The 25,153-nt window shown below is 39.0% G+C and carries 20 protein-coding genes; 5 read left to right on the forward strand and 15 right to left on the reverse strand.

Annotated features, from left to right (window positions below):
* Positions 1 to 8: 8 nt before the first annotated feature.
* Positions 9 to 305: a hypothetical protein gene (locus tag AC07YT_RS08325; protein ID WP_086545046.1), complete on the reverse strand. Its 297-nt coding sequence runs from the start codon at positions 303 to 305 to the stop codon at positions 9 to 11.
* 132 nt (positions 306 to 437) lie between these two features.
* Between AC07YT_RS08325 and AC07YT_RS08330 the strand changes: the two genes are divergently transcribed.
* Positions 438 to 1,589: a tetratricopeptide repeat protein gene (locus AC07YT_RS08330; protein WP_086545045.1), complete on the forward strand. Its 1,152-nt coding sequence runs from the start codon at positions 438 to 440 to the stop codon at positions 1,587 to 1,589.
* Here AC07YT_RS08330 and AC07YT_RS08335 read toward each other — a convergent pair.
* The 5 genes from AC07YT_RS08335 to AC07YT_RS08355 form a co-directional block, all read right to left on the reverse strand.
* On the reverse strand, positions 1,586 to 2,047 hold the full coding sequence (locus tag AC07YT_RS08335) for a DUF4268 domain-containing protein (RefSeq protein WP_086545044.1): 462 nt from the start codon (positions 2,045 to 2,047) through the stop codon (positions 1,586 to 1,588). The two genes, AC07YT_RS08330 and AC07YT_RS08335, sit on opposite strands and share 4 nt — an antisense overlap.
* Before the next feature lie 175 nt (positions 2,048 to 2,222).
* Entirely contained in the window at positions 2,223 to 4,871 is a 2,649-nt protein-coding gene (locus AC07YT_RS08340) for a glycoside hydrolase family 78 protein (RefSeq protein WP_086549240.1), read from the reverse strand.
* Between the two features lie 168 nt (positions 4,872 to 5,039).
* A complete protein-coding gene (locus AC07YT_RS08345; RefSeq protein ID WP_086545043.1) occupies positions 5,040 to 5,624 on the reverse strand; it encodes a riboflavin synthase in 585 nt (194 codons plus the stop codon).
* 133 nt (positions 5,625 to 5,757) lie between these two features.
* On the reverse strand, positions 5,758 to 7,269 hold the full coding sequence (accC, locus tag AC07YT_RS08350; RefSeq protein WP_086549239.1) for an acetyl-CoA carboxylase biotin carboxylase subunit: 1,512 nt from the start codon (positions 7,267 to 7,269) through the stop codon (positions 5,758 to 5,760).
* 63 nt (positions 7,270 to 7,332) lie between these two features.
* Entirely contained in the window at positions 7,333 to 8,358 is a 1,026-nt protein-coding gene (locus AC07YT_RS08355) for a threonine aldolase family protein (RefSeq protein WP_086545042.1), read from the reverse strand.
* Positions 8,359 to 8,577: 219 nt separating this feature from the next.
* On the opposite strand from AC07YT_RS08355, the gene AC07YT_RS08360 reads away from it, so the two are divergent.
* Positions 8,578 to 9,438, forward strand: coding sequence for an N-acetylglucosamine kinase (locus AC07YT_RS08360; RefSeq protein ID WP_086545041.1), 861 nt, complete (start codon positions 8,578 to 8,580; stop codon positions 9,436 to 9,438).
* 218 nt (positions 9,439 to 9,656) lie between these two features.
* Here AC07YT_RS08360 and AC07YT_RS08365 read toward each other — a convergent pair whose 3' ends face one another.
* The gene (locus tag AC07YT_RS08365; protein WP_086545040.1) at positions 9,657 to 10,346 is read right to left on the reverse strand and encodes an NUDIX hydrolase; all 690 of its coding nucleotides are present in this window, start codon (positions 10,344 to 10,346) and stop codon (positions 9,657 to 9,659) included.
* Between the two features lie 111 nt (positions 10,347 to 10,457).
* On the opposite strand from AC07YT_RS08365, the gene pfkA reads away from it, so the two are divergent.
* The 3 genes from pfkA to gap are packed head-to-tail and all read left to right on the forward strand — an operon-like array spanning position 10,458 to position 13,295.
* Entirely contained in the window at positions 10,458 to 11,444 is a 987-nt protein-coding gene (gene pfkA, locus AC07YT_RS08370; RefSeq protein WP_086545039.1) for a 6-phosphofructokinase, read from the forward strand.
* A gap of 1 nt (position 11,445) precedes the next feature.
* Positions 11,446 to 12,288 (forward strand): hypothetical protein, encoded by an 843-nt coding sequence (locus AC07YT_RS08375; protein ID WP_086545038.1) that lies wholly within the window; start codon positions 11,446 to 11,448, stop codon positions 12,286 to 12,288.
* A gap of 8 nt (positions 12,289 to 12,296) precedes the next feature.
* Positions 12,297 to 13,295, forward strand: a complete 999-nt coding sequence (gap, locus tag AC07YT_RS08380; RefSeq protein WP_029280245.1) for a type I glyceraldehyde-3-phosphate dehydrogenase — start codon at positions 12,297 to 12,299, stop codon at positions 13,293 to 13,295.
* A 1,234-nt stretch (positions 13,296 to 14,529) separates the two neighbouring features.
* On the opposite strand, the gene AC07YT_RS08385 is transcribed toward gap, so the two are convergent.
* The 8 genes from AC07YT_RS08385 to glgB all read right to left on the reverse strand — a co-directional run bounded on the left by AC07YT_RS08385 (position 14,530) and on the right by glgB (position 25,139).
* Positions 14,530 to 15,450 carry a YEATS-associated helix-containing protein gene (locus tag AC07YT_RS08385; protein WP_145954198.1) on the reverse strand — a complete coding sequence of 307 codons (921 nt, stop codon included), beginning with the start codon at positions 15,448 to 15,450 and terminating at the stop codon, positions 14,530 to 14,532.
* Positions 15,451 to 16,228: 778 nt separating this feature from the next.
* Complete coding sequence (locus AC07YT_RS08390; protein WP_086545036.1) at positions 16,229 to 16,837, reverse strand: Crp/Fnr family transcriptional regulator; 609 nt, start codon at positions 16,835 to 16,837, stop codon at positions 16,229 to 16,231.
* Positions 16,838 to 16,937: 100 nt separating this feature from the next.
* A complete protein-coding gene (locus AC07YT_RS08395) occupies positions 16,938 to 17,258 on the reverse strand; it encodes a hypothetical protein (RefSeq protein ID WP_086545035.1) in 321 nt (106 codons plus the stop codon).
* Between the two features lie 265 nt (positions 17,259 to 17,523).
* On the reverse strand, positions 17,524 to 18,495 hold the full coding sequence (locus tag AC07YT_RS08400) for a PorP/SprF family type IX secretion system membrane protein (protein ID WP_086545034.1): 972 nt from the start codon (positions 18,493 to 18,495) through the stop codon (positions 17,524 to 17,526).
* 40 nt (positions 18,496 to 18,535) lie between these two features.
* Positions 18,536 to 19,438 (reverse strand): T9SS type B sorting domain-containing protein, encoded by a 903-nt coding sequence (locus tag AC07YT_RS08405; RefSeq protein ID WP_494945272.1) that lies wholly within the window; start codon positions 19,436 to 19,438, stop codon positions 18,536 to 18,538.
* A gap of 61 nt (positions 19,439 to 19,499) precedes the next feature.
* On the reverse strand, positions 19,500 to 20,219 hold the full coding sequence (locus AC07YT_RS08410; protein WP_145954197.1) for a hypothetical protein: 720 nt from the start codon (positions 20,217 to 20,219) through the stop codon (positions 19,500 to 19,502).
* Between the two features lie 38 nt (positions 20,220 to 20,257).
* A complete protein-coding gene (locus AC07YT_RS08415) occupies positions 20,258 to 22,417 on the reverse strand; it encodes an Ig-like domain-containing protein (protein ID WP_086545031.1) in 2,160 nt (719 codons plus the stop codon).
* 757 nt (positions 22,418 to 23,174) lie between these two features.
* The gene (gene glgB, locus AC07YT_RS08420; protein WP_086545030.1) at positions 23,175 to 25,139 is read right to left on the reverse strand and encodes a 1,4-alpha-glucan branching protein GlgB; all 1,965 of its coding nucleotides are present in this window, start codon (positions 25,137 to 25,139) and stop codon (positions 23,175 to 23,177) included.
* Positions 25,140 to 25,153: the final 14 nt, after the last annotated feature.

Raw genomic sequence — 25,153 nt, forward strand, 5'->3', positions numbered from 1 at the left:
GATTAATTTTAGCTGGTGGCATTGTTAATGGCTTCTTGTTCTTTTAAAGCCTCAACATTGTTTTTATCACCAAAGTTTTGTGTTTTACCTGCAAAGTAATCTAAAATTCCCGAAATAGTATCTAAGTTATCGGCTAAATTTTGATGAATATCTGGTAAATCTTTTTCCAGGCGGCTATCGCCCAATTCGATATTATCTACTTCAATTTTACCAATTTTCTGAATAAGTGCCTGCTGAGAGTTTTGCAAATCTTCCAATTCACGCACGATCTTTTCCATTAATTCAAACTTCTTTAAAGTATTCATAGGTTCTTATTTTTAGTTAAACTATTCCTTATAAACCCCTTAGCCTTTATTTTGTTTTATTACCCCGATATTTTAACAAAGAGATTTGGAATTGACAAAAACAACTAATAAATTAGTTTAAAATTAGCTGTTATGAAAAAGCGCCTTACACTATTGGTTTTATTTGGTTTAAGTTTAGCAGGTTACGCGCAAAATGCAACCACTGTTGATAAGGAAAAACTTTTTGATTTTTATCAGACTCAGCGTTATGCCGATGCTGCTCAGTATCTTAAAGGTATTTATGGAGAAGAGGTGAATGATTTTAAAACCCTCAGCCAGATTGGCTATTGTTTTTTAATGGCCGGCAATAATGTAGAAGCCGAAAAATTTTACAGCAAAGCCTATACACTACAGCCACAGCACCTCCCTACCCTTTTCAGTCTGGGTAGTATTAATACCAAACGGGGAAATACCGAAAGGGCCAAACTCTATTACGGTCAAATTGTAAAAATAGACAGCAATAATTTTAATGTATATAAACTGCTGGCGAACCTTTACACTTTGCCAAAAGATTCTTTAAAGCTCAAATACTTGTTAAAGGCCAATCAGATCAACCCTTTAGAAGGTGATGTGGCTACTGATCTGGCTGAAGAGCATTCCGCTTATCAGCAATACGAAAAAGCTTATCAGGTGCTCGATATAGCCATTAAGGGAGACAGTGATAACCTGGTGCTGCAAAGGGCGAAACTTCCCATTGCCAACCAGCTTAAAAAATATGGTGAAGTGATTACTTCAGGTGAGAAATTGTTGAAAGATGCTGCCGATGCTGGGGTAATAAAAGATGTAGCAAAAGCCTATTATTACACTAAAAAATATCAAAAAGCGATCGATCTTTTTAAACTGTTGGAAGAAGCAGCAATGGAGAATGAAGCGACCTTATATTACACATCACTGAGTTACCGGGCTTTAAAAGATTATCCGCAGGCAGCTGTTTATACCAGAAAAACCATCGATGAGGCTATTTCGCCTAATACTTCCAGTTATTACTCTTTACTGGGACTGGTTTATGAAGAAAACAATCAGCTCACACTGGCAAATGCCGCTTACAAAAAAGGCCTGCAGTTTAAAGCCACCCCTACCTTGTATTACCGTCTTGCTGTATTTTACGATACACGCCTAAAACAGGGTAAAAATGCACTTAAATATTATAACCTGTATTTAAAAAGCAGGCCCAGTTTGATGGACGATAAAGAAGAAATTAAATTTTCGAAAGACAGGATAGCGCAGCTAAACCTGACTGACTAAACCAGATCTTCGAAAACGGGTTTTACATTGTCCCAAAATTCGTCGAGGGCAATAATTCTGGGTTTAAAAAAAGAAATCAGCTCGGGCCAGTGCTGCTGATTAAATATGCTTACCCCGGTAATACTGATTGAAATTTGTGATACGGTTTTGCCGAAATCATCGGTGGCATCTTTAATCCATTCCCATTCTTCGTTTACGGTATTGGTAAACAAGCGTTTAAATTCTTCAAACTGTTCGAAAATGAGATGCCTGATATCGGGATCGGGATGTGATAGCTGAATGCTGATAAAAGCTTTTTTACCGTCAACATCCATTTTAAAGAAGATATTCTTCACCCCCGTTTTGTAGTTCGTCCAGTTTACGGTTGAACCACTGGCCGAAGGCACGGGTTTCATATATTGTCCGAAACTGATCCAAAACTGTTGGCGCAGGCGGGCTGCTTCTTCTTTATTGTACATTTATTTTTTTAATAACTGATGGAGACTTTATCAATTTAAATAAGTCGTCATTCCCGCGCAGGCGGGAATCTTAAAACTAAATGCATTAAGATTCCCAATCAAGTTGGGAATGACGACTCCTCAAAAATCTATCATATTGATATAATCTCTTTAACGAGGCTGCAATATTAAGCGATTAATATTTATATTCAAAATGATAGCTACCTGAGCCTATTTCTTCTTTTTTATCGATTTTTGGCAATACCACGGTGGCGGTTGCATTGGCTGGCACAGTTACGTCTAGTTTAAAAACTCCATCGGCAATCGTCCATGAAGATTTAACGGTACCGTACACGGTTTCCAGTTCTGCAGATGCGTTGGTTAATTTTCCGCCTGGTCTTGGTGCAATTAAAATGTTTTTGTAACCTGGTTGTGCTGATACCGGATTAATGCCGGCAATATTTTTATACATCCAATCGCCAATAGCGCCGTAAGCGTAGTGATTAAAAGAATTCATATCAGCCGTTTGAAAAGAGCCATCCTGTTTAATACCATCCCAGCGCTCCCAAATGGTCGTTGCACCCATTTTAACCGGATATAACCATGATGGATAACTTTCCTGCAATAACAGATCGTAAGCTACATTCTCGTGCCCAAAGCGGCTCAATACATGGCAAAGGTATGGTGTACCCAAAAAACCTGTGGTCAGGTGATTTCCGTAATCTTTTACGTTATCTACCAATCTTTGTGCAGCCTGTGCGCGTAAATTTTCAGGCAGCATATCAAACTGCAAGGCCAATACATATGCGGTTTGGGTGTTGGAGATCAGCTTTCCATTTGGCGTCATGTTTTCTTTCATATAAGCCGCTTTAATCTGCTCCAATAGTCTGCTGTACTTGCTTACATCATCTGTTTTACCCAATACTTTTGCGGCATTTATAAGCAACTGAGTAGAATGCGCATAAAATGTTTGGGCAATCATGTACTTATCCGTCACTGCAGCACGGCCATCATTATCATCGTTGGGGCGATAGAACAACCAGTCGCCGAAGTGGAAACCTGTATTCCAAAGGTTATTTTTTGCTACAGAAGAAATATAATCGACCCACTTTTTCATGCTACCATATTGTGTTTCCAATAGGCCTTTATCTCCGTACGAAACATACATATCCCACGGAATAATGGTGGCTACATCGGCCCAGCCTGCCGAACCTGCATCATTCTGGTTCAACACATTGGGTACCACAAAAGGAACACTACCATTAGGGAGCTGATCTGCCGAAACATCTTTTAACCATTTGGTAAAAAAGGCCGATACGTCCATGTTGTATGCCGCAGTTGTGGCAAAGGCCTGTGCATCACCGGTCCAGCCTAAACGTTCATCTCTTTGCGGACAATCGGTAGGTACATCAACAAAATTCCCCTTCTGTCCCCAGCTAATATTATGTTGCAATTGATTGAGCAAAGGATTTGAGGTCGTGAATTTCCCACTGGTTTTCATATCGGAATAGACCGCTACTGCAGTGAGGTTTTCCAGTTTCAGTTCACCAGGATAGCCATCTATTTTGACATACCTAAACCCCTGAAAAGAAAAATGTGGCTCGAATACCTGTTCAGTTTCACCTTTTAAAATATAATTGTTTTGTTGTTTGGCGCTTCTGAGGTTTGTGGTGTAAAAGTTTCCTTCTTTGGTTAATACTTCTGCATGGCTGATGGTAATTTTAGTACCAGCAGCACCTTTAGCTTTTAACATGACCCAACCCACTAAATTCTGCCCAAAATCGACAACGGTCTCACCTTTCGGGGTTTTAAATATTTTTAAGGCTTTAAATGTTTCGTGTTTGCTTACCTGGGGTCCGCTCATGCCAACCAGTTTTTCCGTACCCTTGGCCAGTTCCTGCACTGGTTTCCAGGCAGCATTTTCTCTAAAGCCGGTATTATTCCAGCCGCGGAGCTCTAAGCGGGCATCGTAGGTTTCGCCATCGTAAATATTGGAGGCCAGTATTGGTCCATAAGCTGTTTTCCAGCTATTATCGGTAGTGATGGTTTCTCGGGTTCCATCAGTGTATTCTACTTCCAGTTGCAACAATAATGCTCTGGTATCGCCGTAAAAGTGTTTTTGATTACTAAATCCAATGCGGCCTTTGTACCAGCCATCGCCTAGTGAAACGCCAATTACATTCGCGCCCTTTTTTAGTACTTGCTTCACATCATAAACCTGGTATTGAATATGGTCTTTATAACTTGTCCAGCCTGGTGCAAAATAAGCATCACTAACACGGCCGCCGTTAATATGGGCTTCATACAAACCTTTTGCAGTGATGTAAGCCATTGCCGACTTTACTTCTTTCTTGAGGTTAATTTCTTTCCTGAAAAAAGGACTGGCCAGGGAAGTATCTTTTCCTGCTACCGAAATCCATTTTGCCGTCCAATCTTCAGGTTTTAAACCGGTTTGAAAAAACTGAACAGGTGACCATGCAGATGCATTTCCGTGGTTGTCTTTTACCCTAACCTGCCAGTAATATTTAGTTTTCGAGGATAGCCCGGGACCATCATAGGCGATGAGAACCGATTGATCGTTGTTTACGTTTGCTTTCCACAAAACTTTATCAATACTGGCTGACGTACCCAATCTGATTTCGTAATTACTCTGCCTGGTATTTTTTAGATCAGAAACCATCTTCCAGCTAAATCTGGGTTTTGGCTGATCGATACTAAAAGGATTTACCAAATGCTCAACAGTTAAATCTTTTACCGAAATTTTCTGTGCTAAAACATTTGTAGTAAATAAAAAGATTAAGGCAAGAGCAGCTATTGTGCCTGAGGTACGGAAATTCTTGTTCATATTGGTTAGCGTTAATTTTTTAGTCTTAACTATACGATAATCAGAAATATTATTTAACCAACCATCCTGCACTGTTATGAAAAATTAAGCGTTAGCACAACGCCAATAATTAAATAAAATACTATTTAACAGTCATTTACAACAATAAACTACTAGAAAAAATAAAGCTTACCGGTTCATTAATCGGGCAACATATTTGCCAATGATATCGAACTCTAAATTTACAGTATCGCCAACTTCAACTTCCTGTAAATTGGTATGTTCGAAAGTATAAGGGATAATAAATACCGAAAACTCATCGGCCTGAGAATTTACGACGGTTAAGCTAATGCCATTTACACAGGCAGAACCCTTTTCTACAGTTACATTTCCGGCTGAAGCATCGTATTTAAAACGGTATTCCCAGCTACCATCCAGCTCTTCTCTTTTTACACAAACAGCTGTCTGGTCTACATGACCTTGTACAATATGGCCATCTAAACGGGCATTCATCTGCATACAGCGTTCGAGGTTAACTTTGCTCCCCACCTTTAGGCCGTCGAGATTGGTTTTATTTAAGGTTTCATCAATAGCGGTAACGGTATGTGTTCCGTCATTTAAAGCCACGACCGTGAGGCACACGCCATTATGGGCTACACTTTGGTCTATTTTCAGCTCATGGCTAATTGCAGAAGAGATGGTAAAGTGGATATTGGTATGGTCGTTTTTAATGGCAGTAACCTCGCCAAGTGTTTCTATAATTCCAGTGAACATTTTATATTTATTTACAATAAGGTCGTCATTTCGACTGAAGTGCAGCGAAATGGAGAAATCTATATTATTTTAACTTATAGATTTCTCCACTACGGTCGTAATGACGATCTCACACCATGACGATTCATTTATTCTAATATTTCAATCTATTTTTTCTCCAGTCGGAGCTATTTTTAATAGCTGCATCTCCCAACTTCACCTCTTTCTTATCAAATAGTTTTGCAGCAATTACAGCAGCAATTAAGGCTTCTGTTTCGTCCTGTACTTTTAAACTTTCGGGCTTAAAGTATTTACCCACAAAATGCGTGTCGAAATTACCCGTTTTAAAAGCCTCGTGCTGCATGACAAATTTACCAAAACCCAAGGTAGTTTCTATCCCCGTAATATCATATTCTTCAATAGCCCTCACCATGCGCTCAATGGCCTCTTCTCTGTCTTTACCATAAGTAATCAGTTTGGCGATCATAGGGTCGTAATAAATCGGGATTTCCATCCCCTGCTCAAAACCATCATCAACCCTTACCCCGTTGCCTTTTGGCGTATTATAAGTTTGCAGGGTACCAATATCAGGTAAAAAATTATTGGCCGGATCTTCGGCATAAACACGAAGTTCTACGGCGTGCCCACTGATTTTTAAATCCTCCTGACTAAAGCTCAGCTTTTCGCCGGAAGCAATTTTTAGCTGTTCTTTTACCAGATCTATACCTGTAATTAATTCGGTTACGGGATGTTCTACCTGCAAACGGGTATTCATTTCGAGAAAAAAGAAATCGAGGTTCTCATCCAAAATAAACTCCACCGTACCAGCTCCGGTATAATTCACCGAACGGGCTACATCTACGGCACACTTGCCCATCCTTTGCCTGATTTCTTCAGTTAAAACAGACGAAGGTGCCTCTTCTATCACTTTCTGGTGACGGCGCTGCACAGAACATTCTCGTTCAAAAAGATGAACAATATTGCCATGGTTATCGCCCAGAACCTGTATCTCGATGTGTCTTGGTGAGGTAACATAACGTTCAATAAAAACAGCCCCATCGCCAAAAGCTGAGGTGGCTTCACTTACGGCAAGCTGCATTTGTTCTTCAAAATCTTCAGCCCGCTCCACAATACGCATGCCCTTGCCTCCGCCACCTGCAGCAGCTTTAATCAATATCGGGAAACCGACTTCGATGGCACGCTGTTTTGCCTCGTTCACATCCTGAATGGCTTCTTCTGTTCCGGGCACCATGGGGATGTTATATTTTAGCGCTGCTGCCTTTGCCGAGAGTTTATTGCCCATCGTTTCCATGGCCTGTGGCGAAGGACCAACCAAAATCAGGCCTGCATCGGCAACCATTTGTGCAAAACCAGCATTTTCTGATAAAAATCCATAACCGGGATGAATGGCTTCGGCTCCCGTTAATTTACAGGCACCAATAATCTTCTCTCCTACCAGATAACTTTGGTTAGATGGTGCTGGCCCAATACAAACCGCCTCATCGGCATAACGTACATGCAGTGCATTACGGTCTGCTTCAGAAAAAACGGCAACCGTTTTTATACCCATTTCTTTCGCCGAGCGCATGATACGCAAAGCAATTTCGCCACGGTTAGCGACTAGGAGTTTGGAGATTGGCGTTTGGGCTTTGGAGTTTTCGGGCATCTTGGTTAGCATTTCATTAGACATATTGACTCAGGACTAAAGACTCAGGACTTAAAACCCTGTCTAAGACAAATGTAATATTATTTCAATTGCCTGATCGATCATTTCAGTACTTAGATCCAGGTGTGTTACCAAACGGATGGTACTGGCACTGGTGGTATTGCAATGCAGTCCTTTTTCTTTAAACTGGTGTACAATTTTCTCTGCTGATCCCTTTTCTACTTCAAAAATAACAATATTGGTTTCAACCGGCATGACCGATTTTACATATTTTGTGCTGGCCAGTGCATTAGCTAAAGCCTGTGCATGGGCGTGATCGTCTTTCAAACGTGTGACGTGATGATCGAGCGCATAAATACCTGCCGCTGCTAAAAAACCAGCCTGGCGCATGCCTCCACCAAAAGCTTTTCTAATTTTCCGCGCTTTATGGATCATTTGTTTGCTGCCCAGCAGCACTGAACCAACAGGCGCTCCAAGTCCTTTAGACAGGCAAACCGAAATACCATCAAAATATTTGCCGTATTCGCTTGCCTGATCGCCAGTGGCCACAAGTGCATTAAAAATACGTGCACCATCTAAGTGCAGCTTTAATCCTTTTATGTTACAGAGGTGATGGATAGGTGCAATTTGCGATAAGGTATAACAGCTTCCGCCACCTTTATTTACGGTATTTTCTAAAACCACCAAACTGGAATTGGGATAGTGGATATTATCTTCATTGATTTCAGGCTCAATCAGCTCTGGTGTCAAAATCCCGCGATCGCCATATAACAACCTGACCGATGCACCGGAATGATACGCGATGCCCCCGATTTCGTAACGGTATACATGTGCCGTCTGATCGCAGATCACCTCATCCATGGGTTGGGTAAAACACTTAATCGCAATCTGGTTCGTCATCGTTCCGGATGGACAAAATAATCCGGCTTCCATATTAAAGATCGAAGCCAGTTTTGTTTCCAATGCATGCACCGTTTCGTCTTCACCAAAAACGTCGTCGCCCACTTTTGCATTCATCATGGCATCCAACATTCCGGCAGTTGGTTTGGTTACCGTATCACTCCTGAAATCTAAAAATCTGTTGTTCATTTCGCTATCTGCTTGTAAAATATTGTTGACGTTAAAAAAAAGACCAATGCCTTTTCTGGTATAATTTTAAGGTTTTTCGGCGATTAAACGCCCTATATAGTGTATTTTTTACACACTTAATTTCCGACAACAACAAATTGTTAAAAAATTATTAAAAAAAAGGATACAAAATATAAGACTTTTTATACTTTTATCGTGCTAAAACCAAAAATAAATAAAATGATAGTAATTGCAGACGGCGGATCTACCAAAACAAATTGGTGTTTGATTAACGAGGCCGGCAGAAAAATTTACTTTAACACCGAAGGTTACAATCCATATTTTTCAAAAGGAGAGTACATTGTAAAGTCTTTGAATGAGACTCTTCCAGACCACTTGGAAAGAGAGAAATTAACAGCAGTTTACTATTACGGTGCCGGCTGTTCTACACCTGCAAATGTTAAGATTGTGGCTGATGCCATGCAACAAATCTTTGTTAATGCAACCATTTTTGTAGGCCATGATTTACTTGCTTCATCTAGAGCACTCCTTGGAAACGAGCCAGGATTTGCTGCTATTTTAGGTACCGGTACTAACTCATGTCTTTACGATGGATCTGAAATCACCATGAACATCGATTCATTAGGTTATTTCCTGGGTGATGAAGGCAGCGGTTCGTACATTGGTAAACGTATCTTAAGCGATTACATGAAAGGTTATATGCCGAAAGGCTTACGTGAAGCTTTTTATGATAACTACGCTTTAACTAACGAAGATATTTTCGATAACATTTATAACAAGCCATTGCCAAACCGTTTCTGCGCAAGCTTTAGTAAATTCTTATACGATTTTAAAGATAATTACGAGGATTATGCCTTTGCAACCATTGATTATGCATTTACCGCATTTTTCGAAGCTTTGGTTATTCACTATCCAAACTACAAAGATCACAAGTTAAACTGTGTAGGTTCTGTAGGTTACAGTTTCCGTGATATTTTAAGTATTGTAGCCGACCGTTACGAAATGGGCGTGGGTAAAATTATCCGCTCACCTATAGATGATTTGGTTCACTACCACCTGGAGCTAGCGCCTAAGGCTTAGTTTTCAGTCCTAAGTCTGGAGTCTTTAGTCCGCAGTCAAATACGAATTAAAATAAAAATCCCCGATTTCAAACCGGGGATTTTCTTTTTTTATAAGTTATTCAGTTGTATTAGTCTTTCAGCGCTTTAGTCTTCAAGTCCTCCGTTATCACATCTAGCTTTTACTTTAGCGCTATGCCCTCCGCTCAACGCCAAACGCCTTCCGCTTATCGCTCTCCGCTAGAACGAAATCTCCTTACCAAAAAGTTTGGCATATTTACGTTTATCAAAACGGTATAAAGTAGCTGCACGATAAGAAACACCTTTTTGTTTTTCATCAAGCTCCTTTAGCACGCCAAAACTCACAATTTTCTTTCTAAAGTTCCTTTTATCGAGTTTTTTACCCAGCACCAGTTCATAAACATGCTGTAATTGCGTTAAAGTAAATTTTTCCGGCAAGAGTTCGAAAGCAATGGGCTGGTGTTTAATCCGGCGTTTTATTTTTTCTAATCCTTTGTCATAAATTTTCTGGTGATCGAAAGCCAGTTTAGGCAGATCAGTAATTGGCAGCCAGTTGGCTCGCTTGGCATAGCTGCTAATCGGCCTCAGCTCTTTATCGCCACCCAAACGGATCAAGGCATAATAAGCCAAAGTAATTACCCTACCCTGGGGGTGCCTGTGCGGATCGCCAAAAGCATAATACTGTTCCATGTAAATACCACGCAAACCAGTAAGTTCGTACAAAATCCGGGAGGCTGATTGATCTAAACTTTCATCAGGGCCAACAATGTTACCGGGCAATGCCCACCAATCTTTAAACGGTTCTTCATTCCTTTCAATTAGCAGGATTTTTAATTCCTTACCATCAAATCCAAACAAAACGCAATCTATCGAGAATACAGAATCTAAATGAGGTAAAATTTGTTCCAAAGTAAAATTTAGTTATTTTAAGCAGATAAAGGTATGACTTTCAATATTAAGTAAAAAAAATAAAATAAATTACTTAGTGTAAAAAATACACACTATATTCGTGTTATAAAGATGGAGCCAAATATAAAAAATATAGCTGTACTCACTTCTGGAGGCGACGCCCCTGGAATGAATGCTGCAATCAGAGCTGTTGTTCGTACCGGAATTTACCATGGCATTAACATGTTTGGTGTAATGCAAGGTTACCAGGGTTTAATTACCGACAACATAAAACCAATGGACGCCCGTTCTGTAAGTAATATTTTACACTTGGGTGGTACCATATTAAAAACTGCACGCTGTTTAGAGTTTAAAACAGACGAAGGTCAACAGATTGCCTACAATAACTTAAAGAAAAACGGCATTGATGGACTAGTGGTAATCGGCGGTGATGGAACATTTACCGGAGCGAAACGCTTTTCAGAAACTTTCGGCGTTAAGGTGATCGGGATACCGGGCACGATTGATAATGACTTAGTGGGATCAGATTTTACCTTAGGTTACGATACGGCTATTAATACTGTAATCGAAGCGATTGATAAAATCAGAGATACTGCCGATGCACACGACCGTTTATTCTTTATAGAGGTAATGGGCCGCGACTCTGGCTGTATTGCACTAAGAAGTTCAATTGCCAGCGGTGCCGAAGCTGTTTTGTTACCAGAAAAGGAAACCAGTGTAACTGAATTGATTGAAAAACTGGCCTTAGGCGCAGCTACAAAAAAATCATCAAGTATCGTTATCGTGGCCGAAGGCCATAAACAAGGCGGTGCTTATGATATTGCAAAAAAAGTAAAAGAAACTTTTGACCATTACGACACCAAAGTAACGATACTGGGCCACCTTCAACGTGGTGGTAGCCCAAGCAGTTTCGACAGAATTTTAGGCAGTCGTTTAGGTTTTGCCGCAGTAAATGCGTTAATTGCAGGCGAAACGGAGCAAATGGTAGGTTTAAAAGGAAACGAAATAAAATTAACCAGCATAAGAGAGGCTTTAACCGCTCATTCTTTTAAACTCGAGCCCGATTTAATGGAAATGACAGAGGTACTTTCAATATAATATGGTAGCAGTTGTTTATAGCGGATCAAAAACAGCATTTTGGAAAATAACACAAAATGGACAGGTAGTAGCACATTGTAATACTACAGGCCTAAACCCTTGCTTTGTTGATCCAAAAACGATCTTACAGATTTTAAACAAAAAAGTTGCTTTGGTTAACAACGCAGAAAATATAAAGAAAATTTATTTTTTTGCAGCTGGTGCATCGTCAGCAGACAGAAAAGAGGAATTAGCCAAAACCCTATCATCGTTTTTCAAATACAGTAAAATTGTAGTAGAAAATGATTTATTTGGCGCCGCTAAAGCAGCCTGTTATGATCAACCCGGTATTGTTGGCATGCTGGGAAGTGGTGCACACTGTGCCTACTTCGATGGAAAAAAGCCAATCAGTAACAACTTTGGATTAGGTTACATACTGGGTGATGAAGGTTCTTCGAATTATTTTGGGAAAATACTTCTTAAAGAATTCCTAAGTCTTAAAATGCCTAAGGATATCGAAACCAAATTCATGCTGAATTACAATCTAGACCGCCCTCAGATATTAGAACGTATTTATAATAAGCCACAGGCCAATATATTTTTAACTTCTTTTTTTGATTTCATTACCCAAAACAGCAAACACGAATATATTCGCAGGCTGATTGACGAGGGCTTTGAAAAATATATTAAAACTTATGTTTTACCAATGGCCGAAAAATACAGCGACCGGGATATACATATTGTAGGTAAAGTAGCTGCAGAGCTCGAAGACCGGTTAAAGCTGGTGGCTAATAAATACGACATCACAATTAAAAGCATCATTAAAGAACCAATACAAAATTTATTAAAACATTACACTAATTAACAAAAACAATGAGCAAAATTGGAATAAACGGCTTTGGCCGTATTGGCAGACTGGTTTTCAGAGCCGCATTAAAAAGAGGATTGGATATTGTAGCGATTAACGATTTGATCGAGCCTGATTATATGGCATACATGTTAAAATATGATACTACACATGGCAAATTTGATGGTACGATTGAAGTTGTTGATGGTAATTTAGTTGTTAATGGCAAAACAATCCGTGTAACTGCAGAAAGAAATCCTGCTGATTTAAAATGGGATGCTGTAGGTGTTGAAGTAGTAATCGAATCTACAGGTTTATTCTTAACCCGCGCTGATGCTGAAAAACACATCGCTGCCGGTGCTAAAAAAGTAGTTTTCTCTGCTCCTGCTAAAGATGGCGATATCCCTACTTATGTAATGGGCGTTAACCACCATAAATTAACTGCAGATCAAACTATTGTTTCTAATGCATCTTGTACCACAAACTGTTTAGCACCAATTGCTAAAGTTTTAAACGATAACTTCGGTATTGTTGAAGGTTTAATGAGCACAATCCACGCGGTAACAGCAACTCAAAAAACAGTTGATGGTCCTTCTGCTAAAGACTGGAGAGGTGGCCGTGGTGGTTTCTCTAACATCATCCCTTCTTCTACTGGTGCAGCTAAAGCTGTTGGTATGGTTTTACCTGAATTAAAAGGTAAATTAACCGGTATGTCTTTCCGTGTTCCGGTTGCTGACGTTTCTGTTGTAGATTTAACTGCACGTTTAGAAAAACCAGCTACTTATGAGCAAATTAAAGCAGCAATGAAGGCAGCTTCTGAAGGCGAATTAAAAGGTGTGTTGGCTTATACTGAAGATGAAGTAGTTTCTTCTGACTTTATTGGCGATGACCACGCTTCGATTTTTGATGCTAAAGCGGGTATCTCATTGAACGATAATTTCGTTAAAGTGGTATCTTGGTACGATAACGAATGGGGATATTCTTCTGCATTAGCTAAATTCGTAGAATATTACGCAAGTTTGTAACAAAAAATTGCGCTAAGCGCTTTTTTAAACCATAATAAAAGGCAACATTATTCAATTAATGTTGCCTTTTTGTTTTAAATACAATTTTCACCCATAAAACTCCATCTCAAAAACGATTCGAAATCAGTTTTTATTTAATTTTTATACCCAAAATTTACTTAACAACACCTAAAACTCAAAAAATAGGCTTAAAATTTCAGAAAAATTCATATTTACCCAAGAACTAAACAAACGTTTGACTAAATAATACCATAAATTGATAATATTTAACAATTACTTAACATATTTTTGAGCTATATTTGCAACACAGTCGTTTTAAATCCTAAAAGCTTACAGAAAAGGAACAGGAAATAAAAAATGACAAAAAAAATACTTAAATTTTTCTTAGTGTATTTTTTACACTATCAAATTTTTTACTATATTTGTAGAGTAATAAACGGAACGATGTTTATCACGATAAAAAAAGATAAATCATTTTCTTGAAGCACTTCGGTTCGGATAGAAGATTAAAGACAAAGCCTGGCTCATAACAGGTTTATATTTGGTTAGAAAAAAGAGACAAGTCTGGATAGATTGTCTCTTTTCTTTTATATAAGATTTTAATTTCCAGCTACTAACCGCCTTCTACCTTTTATCAGAAAATTTCTTTTACTAAATAACAGCAAAAATAACTAACCTATAACTGGATAATATATATTTTGAACAAAGCCTTGATAGTTTTCTTTTTTTGTACAGTTTAAAAACAACCATAGACTCAACTGACCAAAAGACTTGCTGGTCTTTCATAAAAAAGATTAATTCAAAATAACGCCATATTTTACAATTGGTAAGTCTACACATTTAGTAACAACACTATAATTGCAATGAATAAGATCTGAACTTGTGGTTGATAGTATTACCTCTTAGTCGGGCTTTCTTAACTTTCAATTAATAGTTTTAAAATAATCTGTCAACAACTTTATACTTGTAGTTCTTAGGTTTGGAACTTGCAATACTTAACTTTAAATTTTCTACCGGAAGTTTTAAACTTGCAGTCCACAGCATTAAACTTTCATTTATCGACTTTACTGCTGCAGTTAACAATTCTAACAAATAGGTTGATTACTTTATCAATGCAGTAAGGTAGTTTTTAGTTTGCAGTAAACAGTTTTATTGAGCAGGTGATAGCTCAATAGTTTTTCATTGATGGAATAAGCCAAAATCACTTAATCGGAATTATAAAACAGACTCCTATCTACTCAAGTGGACCAATAAGACTAAGTATTGTGAGCGTATCCTGAATCTTTCTCAATAATGAATTGTCGGCATTTTGCTGAAATGCTGTAATAATATTAACTACTTCTTTAACATGTGTTTTATTGATGTAACTATTTCTGGCTAATGTATCAAAAGAGACTAAAATTGAATATTTTGTATAAAGTTGCGAGGCAGATTTAGAAATAATTTTTAGTAGATCTAATCCTTTTTCACTTGGCTTTAGTTGAACCAAATAAGACAAAGCCAATATCATTCCCTCCGAAGAATGATTTAGTAGCTCTTCAGTTGAAAGATTATTGCGTACAATGATCTCCCCCATTTTTCTTCCTAACTCTGCCTTCAACCGTAATCTTTCCGCATAATCAGGAACACTTGTCTTCGTAACATAACTATTTGCCAACTCTATCAATTTTTCTTTATGAGAGTTATCAGCACGTTCGATATTAACTTTGGGTGCATTTTTTAAATCAACAGCAAGTTTCACATCTTCGATCCTCTCCTTTGCCGTTGAAAGTTCAAACTGTGTATTTTCAATTTTTCGTTTGCTTTCTTGCGCTGATTTCTCAGCATTTTTTGCAGCTTCTAATATTTTCTCACCTATTGTATTAATAAACCGCCTTGAAAAGATAGCTGCAATTAAGCAAAAACCAGCGAATATCAAATAATCATTATTGTCATCACTTATTGAAAGATTACTTGATATCATTTTTAGAAAAGCAGGTACCAAAAACGCTGCACCTATCCCCAATAGGATGTATTTAAACCTTCCAATTTTATCTCCACTATCTTTGTCTAAAGTATCAAAATTATGCAAGTAATTTAGGTATCCACCAAACCCACCGCTGCAAATCATAATGCCTATAATAACTAATAAATGTATATCAACTTTACAATGCATATCTATATAGTAATAATATCTAATTTCTTTTATTGTAGTTTAGGTTTATTTAACTAAATACCTCGATAACAAACATTACTTAAAATACCGCAATTATCAAATTTCTTATAGCCAAATACTATCTCAATTTTTATTTAAATCTAATTACTATTAGAATCCCACACAATACTTAGTAATAGGTAATCATTCTATGCTATAGGACTATTTTTTATCTTACCGGAGTAGGAACATGGCACTATATCCCATCATAATATTCGCAGTTGCCCAAAATATAAATTACGAGTTTGTCTGGAGCATTTTCTAAAAATGCCAGGAAAAAAAAGGATATAGCCACTGGCTACATCCTCTATCTAAATTAACGCTCTCAACTATGAAGTTGATATAAGGCTCTCACCCCTTATATCTGCAATATTACGGCTCAAAGATTAAGATTTGATGAAGATTTTACTTTAAATAACACCATTTAATAAAAACTTTAACAAAATCATTTCATTATTGGGAAGCTTGGCTGATCAGCTATGAAATAAAATAAGCCTCCCTTAACAGAGAGGCTTACCAGTGTAAGTGTAATCTAAATCGTCCCGTTGATTTAATTTTTACTTAACCAAATTTAAACACAAATGCATTGGTTAGTATGCATAATCTGATGTTGTACATCAATATGTAAAAAGTGTATAATGTTATGTAAACATAGCGTTTAACTTGAGTATTCATTACGCACATCGGCCTAAGCTATTATAATACTGATCATTCCTGCGAAGCAGATGTCTTTACTTGATTACACCAACTCTCTCACTAATTTACTGCGTATGCGGCTGAGTGTTTCTAAACGCATCCCTAAATAACTGGCTATACACCTTAGTGGTACCCTGGATACGTCAAAAGAATTTAGTTCTAAGAATTTTTCGTATCGTCTTTCTGCGGAAGGAATTCGTGCGATTATGGCCCGTTCTGAAGCGGCATGATACTGGAGTGCCAAAATCTTTCTGCCAATAACATTTGTTTCCTGATAACTGGCATAAAGCTTATCAATCAATACGTGCGGGATGGCAACTAATTCGGAGTTTTCCAATGCCTGCAAATATTCGATAGAGGGCTGAATATTTTCATCCGGATGCTGAATGGCCCCAATAAATTCATCCCCTAAACTGATCCAGGTGGTAATTTCATTATTACCATCTTTAATAAAACCCCTTACCAAACCTGATACGACAAAAAAAACATAATCATTATTATCAATAGGCGATAAAATGTATTTATTCTTCCTGATGAGAAGGGGCTCTACATTTTTTTCAATTTCCTGAATAAAACCAGGGGTGATAGGGCATAAACTACTGAAATAATTTAATACGGCGTTCACTAAAAACACCTTGCGGGATTCGAGCATACACAAATAGGGATAGACTTTAGACGCTTAATAATAGCGATTTTGAACGAAAAATCAAAATAAAGTAGATTATAGCGAACTTTTTACTGTTTAAACCCCCTTATGACGTGGATTTTTTAATATTTTGAAGTGCAAACTGATTTATCCAGGTAAAAATCCTGAATTTAGTCTGATCAAATTGCGAAAAAGACTGCCAGGCTTCGCAAAATGTTTGCTCTAGAATTAATTTAGCTTTCTCTTCATCTCTTACACGCCTTATAATGTTCCCATAAAGAGCTGCTGAATATCTTTTGTAAAGAACTTTAAAGGTAGCAGGATCATGCGTTTTCAATGCAATCAAAAAGAGCTCATCGCCAGATAAGCCAGCCTGCTGATCAGCACTTTGTTTTTGATGGATAACCCTTTGGGATAGCGGTTGCATGGATGATTTGATAGTATTGCTTTAACACGCCGGATATCCGTTTGTTTAGGCAACAGGCTAAAAATCAAACAACCGAATGGAGTATGCGCTACACCACCTGAAAAAGCTTTAAAAAATCCTAACAAATTAGGCTAAGTCTTTTTACAACATTCATTCCATTCATTTTTCGCATAAAAACGCAAACAGGTACAATCTACACGCCAAGGCAGCGGAAATTAGTATAATGCAAATAGATAAGGAATTTCGGGCGGAAGATGCCTGATGATTAGAAGTAACATTTTGGCCTTCTGCTTTTTGCGGTTTGCAGGTAATAACCAATAGATATTTCGTGCGAGCCATAATCATAGCTACCGAATTTATTTAAACTGTAATCGTAACCATAACCAATGCGGAGATTTTCGCGGACAAAGAACTCGGCAATCAATCCAATGGCACTCCTTGCCCTTAAATCGCTTTGTAATGCTGGTTTGGGATAAAATTTTACGGAGGTTCTGTATGCAGCACCCAACCAAAGTTTTTCTTTGATCATTAAAAAAGCATTCAGATCCAGTGAGGTTGGCCCGTTCAAATCATCTTTGATTAAAAACGTAGGTTTGAACATAAAATCATTGTTCATTTGAAACACCATTCCAGCCGTTAAATAAAAATGCGGTTTGGAAGCAATACTCAGCAGATTATTATCCCTAAAAACAGGAAGGTATTGTGTAAGCAGGTTATTGGCAGAGAAACCGATGAAGAATTTTTCGTTCGAATAATGTACGCCTGCCCTAATATCGGGTACAATCCGGCTTTCATATCCCGTTGGAATTTTATTGTCGCCAGTTTCATTTGGATCCAGCAAACTTCCGTTAAGGCCCATCTGCATGACGCCTATGCCAACGCCAAAAGCAAGCACATTGGTTTCGGTGCGGTCTAATTTAATGCGGTAAGCAAAATTACCAGATAAGTTTAAGGAATTCTGCGCGCCTATTTTATCTTTCGATACCAATAAGCCCAAACCTAAACTTTCGTCTTTAACCGCTTCATCTACTGATACGGAAAGTGTTTGGGGAGCACCCTGAATACCAGTCCACTGGGCCCTGACAAAGGCCTGCATATACAACTCTTCTTTGTAACCTGCATAAGCTGGATTGATGAATAAACCATTGAACATATATTGCCCAAACTGTGCATTCTGCTGAGCGAACAAACAAATGCAGGCTAAATTAAATAATGCCGTTACAACAATCTTTTTCATCTGTATAATCTAATTTCATTCCTTCACATTTTAAATCCACTTACCTGATCACGGTAACGTAACCTTTAAACTCCTGCCATTGTGCACTTGTTGTTTTCACTTTAAGTACATAGAAATAGGTTCCATCTACCAAGCCGTTAGCTGTCCAGTCGTTTAAATAGCTATCTTTCTCATAAACGGTACTTCCCCAACGGTTAATAACGGTCAGCTGGTTTTCGCTATAACGGTCTAATCGCTCAATAAAAAAGGTTTCATTTTTTCCGTCACCATTTGGGGTAAATACATTCGGTATTTTAAGCCCGGTGATTTCTTTAGTATCAACTGATATATTGTTCGATGGATCGGGATCTGCTTCGTTGATGGTAACCGAGGCGCTGTTTACCACATTACCCGGCTTCATGGCCCTTACGTTAACCACAAGCTCTACAAAACTTCCGTTGGCCAATGTGGGTATCGCCCACGAAACTGTTTTGGTTTGCTCGTTATAACTCGCAGTACCTACAATTGTAGGATCAACACTCACAAAAGTTAGGTTTTCCGGAAGGTCATCTTTTACTTGTATGTTAGTCGCATTGCCAAGCCCGTTATTACGCACCAACAAATTGTATTTAAATACCTCGGTATTGATTACCTGCCTGCTTTCAGATCTTTTAACGATGGAAACATCTGCAGACATGGCCGTTTCCATAACTACTTCCATTTCTTCAGACAGATCGGAACTACAACCGCCCAGGCTAAAAGTAATAACAGTATATTTTCCGGCGGCATTTACGACGTAATCTTGCGAAGTAGCACCCAAAATAGCCTCACCATTCCTGAACCATTGATACGAGGTAGCCCCAGTACCGTTGGCCCTGAGTTTAACGGTAACACCTGGTTTAAGGTTAAGCGTATTCGGATTGGAAGATTGCGCAAAGCATGCCACTGCAGAAAGCAGCAGCATGCCGAACACAATTATTCCAAATCTGTTAAACATCATCATTAAACCGGACGAACAATAACACCTAAGGTGCTACAGAGATAGTTGCTTTACCTGGCTTAACCGTAACTGTAATAGCCTTGCTGGCCGTTGCTGTACAAGTTGTTGCAGGTACAATCGGAACACCGCCAGTGGCATAACTTCCAACAGCAGCAAAAACATAAGCACCTGGAGCCACGCCGGCTTTAAGGGTAAAAGTATCTCCTGAAGCTGATGCTGTACCCAAAGTTGCAATATCAGCTACTGCTGTACCGCCTAATGTTGCAGACCAAGTATAAGCCATGCTTACCCCAGTTGGTAAGGTTATCGAAGCATCCTTACTCGCCGTAATTACAGTAGTTGCGGTTTGATCGGTACAATAAACACTTCCCGGGGCTGCAACGGTAATAATAGGCGTAGGTAATTTTTCTACAATGGTATTATCAGAGGCATCACTAGGGCAAAGATTTGCATCAGCTGGTATTACCTGAACCGAATAAGTATGGTTTCCGGCTGCTAATCCTGCAGCGATCTGATAAAAGGCATTTGAACCATTGTATATTACCGCAGCTTCTGCAGTTCCGTCAACGGTCCATACAATTTTATCGCCATTTACAGGGGCATAACCAGTGAAAGTTGGATTCAATTTTACCGTACCAGTTCCGCACAGGTATACATTTGGCGTTTGCGCAAAGGCACCCAGCGGCAGTAAGAACATTAAGAATACAAAGATTCTTAGATTGCGTTTTGTAGATTTTTTTGTCATGATGATAATTGGTTTGGATGGAATGATTTATTTTCTTTTTAATTAATAGATACTGTTGGTTTATGTGGTACAAGCTTGACCCTAAAACTAAAAGGGATGGCCCGTTCGCAGCCGTTTGCATTTTTTATGGTTAATAGCCCCTGATATACGGCTACCGGCGTATTTGACGGAACATTGATTGTAATTTCGTTTGCTGGCAAAACCTGATCTGAAACAGCAGGAAGTAAATTTCCAGTCCAGGAGATGCTATAGGTAATAGGACTGAAAACCGGATTAGTGTAAGCCATTTTGGTTATACTAAGTCCTTCGCAAATACCTGGATTAGATTCCAGGGTTAAATTTGGTAGCGGGTTTACAGTTAAATTAAAATCCACTTTCTTTCCGCAATAGGTAGCATCATCAGCAACCGTGTAACTAATTATGGCAGCGCCAGCGGCAACAGCTGTAACTTTTCCTGTAACATCTATCGTTGCGATGGTTGCATCGCTGGTACTCCATGTTCCACCTGCATAGGTATTTGTAAATGTTGTGCTTGTTCCGCTACACATCGCTGAAAGGCCGGCAATTGCGGGGACAGGTGCATATTGTTTTACTTTAACTTCTACCACCTGCGCACCTCCGGCATTTTTACATCCCGTTAGGGTATTAACAGCTTCTACGTAATAACTGGTTGTGTTTGTAAGAATAGGAGTTGTATATGTTGTACCTGTTTTAATTAGTGCGCCTCCTGATGGCAAATCGTACCAATTGTAGGTAAAACCAGCATCTGGCGCGGTAACCGCTATTATGGTAGAAGATCCGCTGCAGATTGTTGCACCGGGCACCACGAGCGTTGGTAAAGGGTTTACCTTAAGTTTTACCCTTAAGCGTTCAGAAACAGCAGTAACGCAATATGTTCTACTTGCCTGTACATAATAATTATATTCTCCGGCGGCAAGAGTAGAAGGAGGGGTATAGGTCAAACCGGTATGAACTAAATTACCCCCAGTCTCGGCATCGTACCATTTATATTCTGTGCAATCTTGAGCATTTTGAACAGAAAATGAAGCGGTCCCGCCTTGACAAATAATTTTCTCGTCAGTAGTAGATGGATCCACCAGTGTGCGTGGTTTTGCCAGCTTGCGCTTAATGTCGTAAATCCTTAAACGGCTGAAAGCACCCGTAAGCCCGCCCATTGTAATCTCCAAACGGTCGTACACATCAGTTACCAAAAAGGTTAAAGAATATTTGCTGGTTGATCCAGGTAATAATTTCAGATTCAAAAAAGTACCTGTGTTTTCAAACGCAGGTCCAGCTTCAACTCCATTTAAATAGGGCTGTATAGTAAAGCCAGTTAAAAGGCTAAGATCTAAAAGACCCCCTCCAGGATTTTCGAGGATAACGGTTACAGAATCAGCTGGTTGAGATGGTTTATTAAAAATTGTATTAAGATATACCTGATTTAAAACAGACGCACCAACATCAATCAAGGCGTAGCTATTTGGATCCGGATCAATGGCATTAAAGGGATTGGTAACCGTACCTGTTAAATTTGCAATTCCACCCAAGGCAGTGGGTTTTACACCAGAGAGTACGTCTATTGCTTCATCGCAATTGATTGATCCTGTGCTTAGCTCCATGATATAAGCATGAAAAACCTTTAATGATAATGCTGTAGAAACCACGGCACCGGCAATCTTTACATAGATTCCGTTAAAAGCCTGTGTTGGCGTTACCGTAATTTCAATCTCTCCCCCTCCACCAATTACACCGGCAATATTTGCAGATGTATAAATAGGAGTTCGGGTTGCATCATAGCCTGGCTCATATCCATAACCAATTAAAGGCGTGTTTCCGGGAACTTCATGAAGGTCTGTAAAACTACCGATTTCAAAGCTGCTCAAAAGCCCCAATAATTCTTTTGGAAGTGCCAGTTTCACCGTTACAGGGGTATTTGCGGCTATTGTGCGTTTATTTGCATTAGCACCATCTGTAGTAAATTCGAGAAATTGGGTGGCCGATCCGGTAAGACCAAGAATTCCTATCGGAACAGATAATGTTGAAGCATCTTTAACCTGTCCATTTACAGCATTTGATGCGTCTGAAATACTTCCATATAAATTTGCGCCTAAAATACCTAATCCATCAATGTAAGAACCTTGAAAGTTTGCATAAGTCCGTGCGGTATTTTCACACTGCGCATATAAATATGCAGGCATAAAAAACAGCACAAACACCAGGAAAGATAGACAAGAGCGCCTTTTCAATGTAAGTTTGGGATGACGTGAAAATTAAATTTTGTTTGTTTGCTTATAGGTACAAAAGTACAGTAGCGCTATATCACATTATCCGTTCACTTTATTCATTACCCTCGATAATAGGCGCTAAAAGCCTGTTTTGTTGATATTTATCAACAAAACTTAAAGAATGAAAAACTTTGGTCTATGCTCTCTTATCTTACGCGAGGGGATGGCCCGAATCTAGCTATGATATTTATGATGAAATACCATTAAACCAAAATAAGCAAAACAGAAAACAGCAACGATTAAGATAACCGCTCAAATAGCAAAAGGCTGTAGTTGCGGTATAAAAAAGGAAAGAAATTTTAATTGGGTTTGGAAGACTATTTTTTACCGGCGGGCAATATCTTCAAACTAAATGCAGAAAGCAGCTACAAAGTGTGATGCTAGCCAGGCTATGGTGGTATTTGAGCGCCTACCAAAAGAAGATCTTTCCATGCAAACATCAAGTTTAAACGCTAACAGGCAGCGCTTTATCATAATGTATTAGACAAAGGTTTATACCTTAAAAATTATTTAAAAAATAATACTTGCAGGAAACAATGGTTATTGTATCTTTGCACCCTCTCTGGAAGCTTCCACTCCAGGGTTTAAGAAAGCCTCCCAGCAATGGAAGGCTTTTCTTATTTAAGCTATTTAAGAATTTAGTTTTGGTGCGTATAATGTCACCTTTTTTTTATTTGCTCTTAAAAACCGTTACGGCCAATGGTGGTAAATCAACAATTATTGAATATTCCTGTCCATTATAATTTTCCAGATCAGGAACTATATCTCCCCTGTTATTAATACCGCCCCCATAATATACAATATCATCGGTATTAAAAATTTCTGTCCATTTGGTTTTAAAAGGAACGCCAATTCTATAATTCTCACGTACCACAGGTGTTAGGTTTATGGCGATAACCAAAGTATCTTTTGCTTTTGGTCCTTTGCGCATAAATGTGAATACTGATTCGTTTGCATTATCGGCATCGAGCCACTGAAAACCTTCGTAACTAAAATTGAAATGATATAAGGCTGGTTCCTTCCTGTAGAGGAAGTTTAAGGCCTTAACGGTTTCCTGCATGCCTTTATGCGGTGGGTATTGCAACAAATGCCAATCCAGCGATTGTGTAAAGTTCCATTCGTTGGTTTCGCCAAACTCATTTCCCATAAACAGGAGTTTTGCTCCAGGATGGGTAAACATGTAAGCATAAAGCGCCCTTAAGTTCGCAAACTTCTGCCAGTCATCACCAGGCATTTTATACAGCATGGGTGACTTACCATGCACCACTTCATCATGAGAGAAAGGCAACATGAAATTCTCGGTAAACGCATAAGTCATGCTAAAGCTTAGCTGGTGATGGTGATGTTTCCGGCCAAGGGTTTCTACTTTGAAATACTTTAAGGTATCATTCATCCAGCCCATCATCCATTTCATGCCAAATCCTAATCCGCCTGCATATACCGGATGGGTTACGCCAGGATAAGTGCTGCTTTCTTCGGCAATGGTTTGTACGCCCTCAAAATTCCCATAAACGGCAACATTCAGGTCCTGCAAAAACTGTATGGCGCCAAGGTTTTCACTTCCACCATATTCGTTCGTCGCGGCATCTCCGTCTTCTCTGGAAAAATTAAAATACAACATCGATGCTACCGCATCTACCCTTAGCCCATCGGCATGGTATTGATCTATCCAAAACAAAGCATTACTAATCAGAAAAGAGCGTACCTCGTTTCGGTCATAATTGAAAATATATGATTTCCAGTCGGGATGAAAGCCTTTCCGCATATCGGCATGTTCGTATAGATGGGTTCCATCAAACTCATACAAACCATGTCTATCACCTGGAAAATGAGAAGGAACCCAATCCAATATCACCGCAATTCCTGCTTTATGGAGCTCATCAATCAGGTACATTAAATCCTGTGGAGAACCATAACGTGAACTTGCGCCAAAATAACCTGTAATCTGATAACCCCAGCTGGGGAAAAATGGGAATTCCATTACGGGCATCAGTTCTACATGGGTAAAACCCATTTCTTTTACATAAGGAACAAGCCTGCCGGCTACCTCCCTGCAATTTAGTACGCGCTCTGGATTATCCGGATCGCGCTCCCATGATCCTAAGTGGATTTCGTAAACCGAAATCGGCTGATCTAATGCATTTATCTTTGCCCTTTTATTCAGCCAGGCTTTGTCTTTCCAGGTGTAATCGGTATCCCAAACAATACAAGCTGTTTGCGGAGGATGTTCCCATCTCCTGGCATAAGGATCGCCTTTTAAATGCTCCGATTCATCGAAACCTTTAACAAAATACTTATAAACTTCTCCCTTTGCGATACCTGGGATAAAACCTTCCCAAATACCCGATTTATCCCATCGGACACTCAGCGGATGCGAGGCGTTGTTCCAATCGTTAAAATTACCCACTACACTTACACGAATCGCATTGGGTGCCCAAACTGAAAAATAAGTTCCAGCGACACCATCAACTGTAATTAAATGCGAGCCCATTTTCTCGTAAAGCCTAAAATGCTTTCCTACAAGAAAAAGATCAATATCATAATCGGTAAATAAACTATGGATCCAAACGGATTTCTGTTTATCAATTTTTGGTTGGGATGATTTCTTTACAGGAACTTTTTTTGCTGACGGCATAGGTATTTTGGTTA

It is taken from the genome of Pedobacter sp. GW460-11-11-14-TSB4 (assembly GCF_059423705.1).

Coding starts and splice junctions, on each gene's coding strand:
- AC07YT_RS08325 (WP_086545046.1), bottom strand. CDS start 305: ATGAATACTTTAAAGAAGTTTGAATTAATGGAAAAGATCGTGCGTGAA.
- AC07YT_RS08330 (WP_086545045.1), top strand. CDS start 438: ATGAAAAAGCGCCTTACACTATTGGTTTTATTTGGTTTAAGTTTAGCA.
- AC07YT_RS08335 (WP_086545044.1), bottom strand. CDS start 2,047: ATGTACAATAAAGAAGAAGCAGCCCGCCTGCGCCAACAGTTTTGGATC.
- AC07YT_RS08340 (WP_086549240.1), bottom strand. CDS start 4,871: ATGAACAAGAATTTCCGTACCTCAGGCACAATAGCTGCTCTTGCCTTA.
- AC07YT_RS08345 (WP_086545043.1), bottom strand. CDS start 5,624: ATGTTCACTGGAATTATAGAAACACTTGGCGAGGTTACTGCCATTAAA.
- accC (WP_086549239.1), bottom strand. CDS start 7,269: ATGCCCGAAAACTCCAAAGCCCAAACGCCAATCTCCAAACTCCTAGTC.
- AC07YT_RS08355 (WP_086545042.1), bottom strand. CDS start 8,358: ATGAACAACAGATTTTTAGATTTCAGGAGTGATACGGTAACCAAACCA.
- AC07YT_RS08360 (WP_086545041.1), top strand. CDS start 8,578: ATGATAGTAATTGCAGACGGCGGATCTACCAAAACAAATTGGTGTTTG.
- pfkA (WP_086545039.1), top strand. CDS start 10,458: ATGGAGCCAAATATAAAAAATATAGCTGTACTCACTTCTGGAGGCGAC.
- AC07YT_RS08375 (WP_086545038.1), top strand. CDS start 11,446: ATGGTAGCAGTTGTTTATAGCGGATCAAAAACAGCATTTTGGAAAATA.
- gap (WP_029280245.1), top strand. CDS start 12,297: ATGAGCAAAATTGGAATAAACGGCTTTGGCCGTATTGGCAGACTGGTT.
- AC07YT_RS08385 (WP_145954198.1), bottom strand. CDS start 15,450: ATGCATTGTAAAGTTGATATACATTTATTAGTTATTATAGGCATTATG.
- AC07YT_RS08390 (WP_086545036.1), bottom strand. CDS start 16,837: ATGCTCGAATCCCGCAAGGTGTTTTTAGTGAACGCCGTATTAAATTAT.
- AC07YT_RS08395 (WP_086545035.1), bottom strand. CDS start 17,258: ATGCAACCGCTATCCCAAAGGGTTATCCATCAAAAACAAAGTGCTGAT.
- AC07YT_RS08400 (WP_086545034.1), bottom strand. CDS start 18,495: ATGAAAAAGATTGTTGTAACGGCATTATTTAATTTAGCCTGCATTTGT.
- AC07YT_RS08405 (WP_494945272.1), bottom strand. CDS start 19,438: ATGCTGCTGCTTTCTGCAGTGGCATGCTTTGCGCAATCTTCCAATCCG.
- AC07YT_RS08410 (WP_145954197.1), bottom strand. CDS start 20,219: ATGACAAAAAAATCTACAAAACGCAATCTAAGAATCTTTGTATTCTTA.
- AC07YT_RS08415 (WP_086545031.1), bottom strand. CDS start 22,417: ATGCCTGCATATTTATATGCGCAGTGTGAAAATACCGCACGGACTTAT.
- glgB (WP_086545030.1), bottom strand. CDS start 25,139: ATGCCGTCAGCAAAAAAAGTTCCTGTAAAGAAATCATCCCAACCAAAA.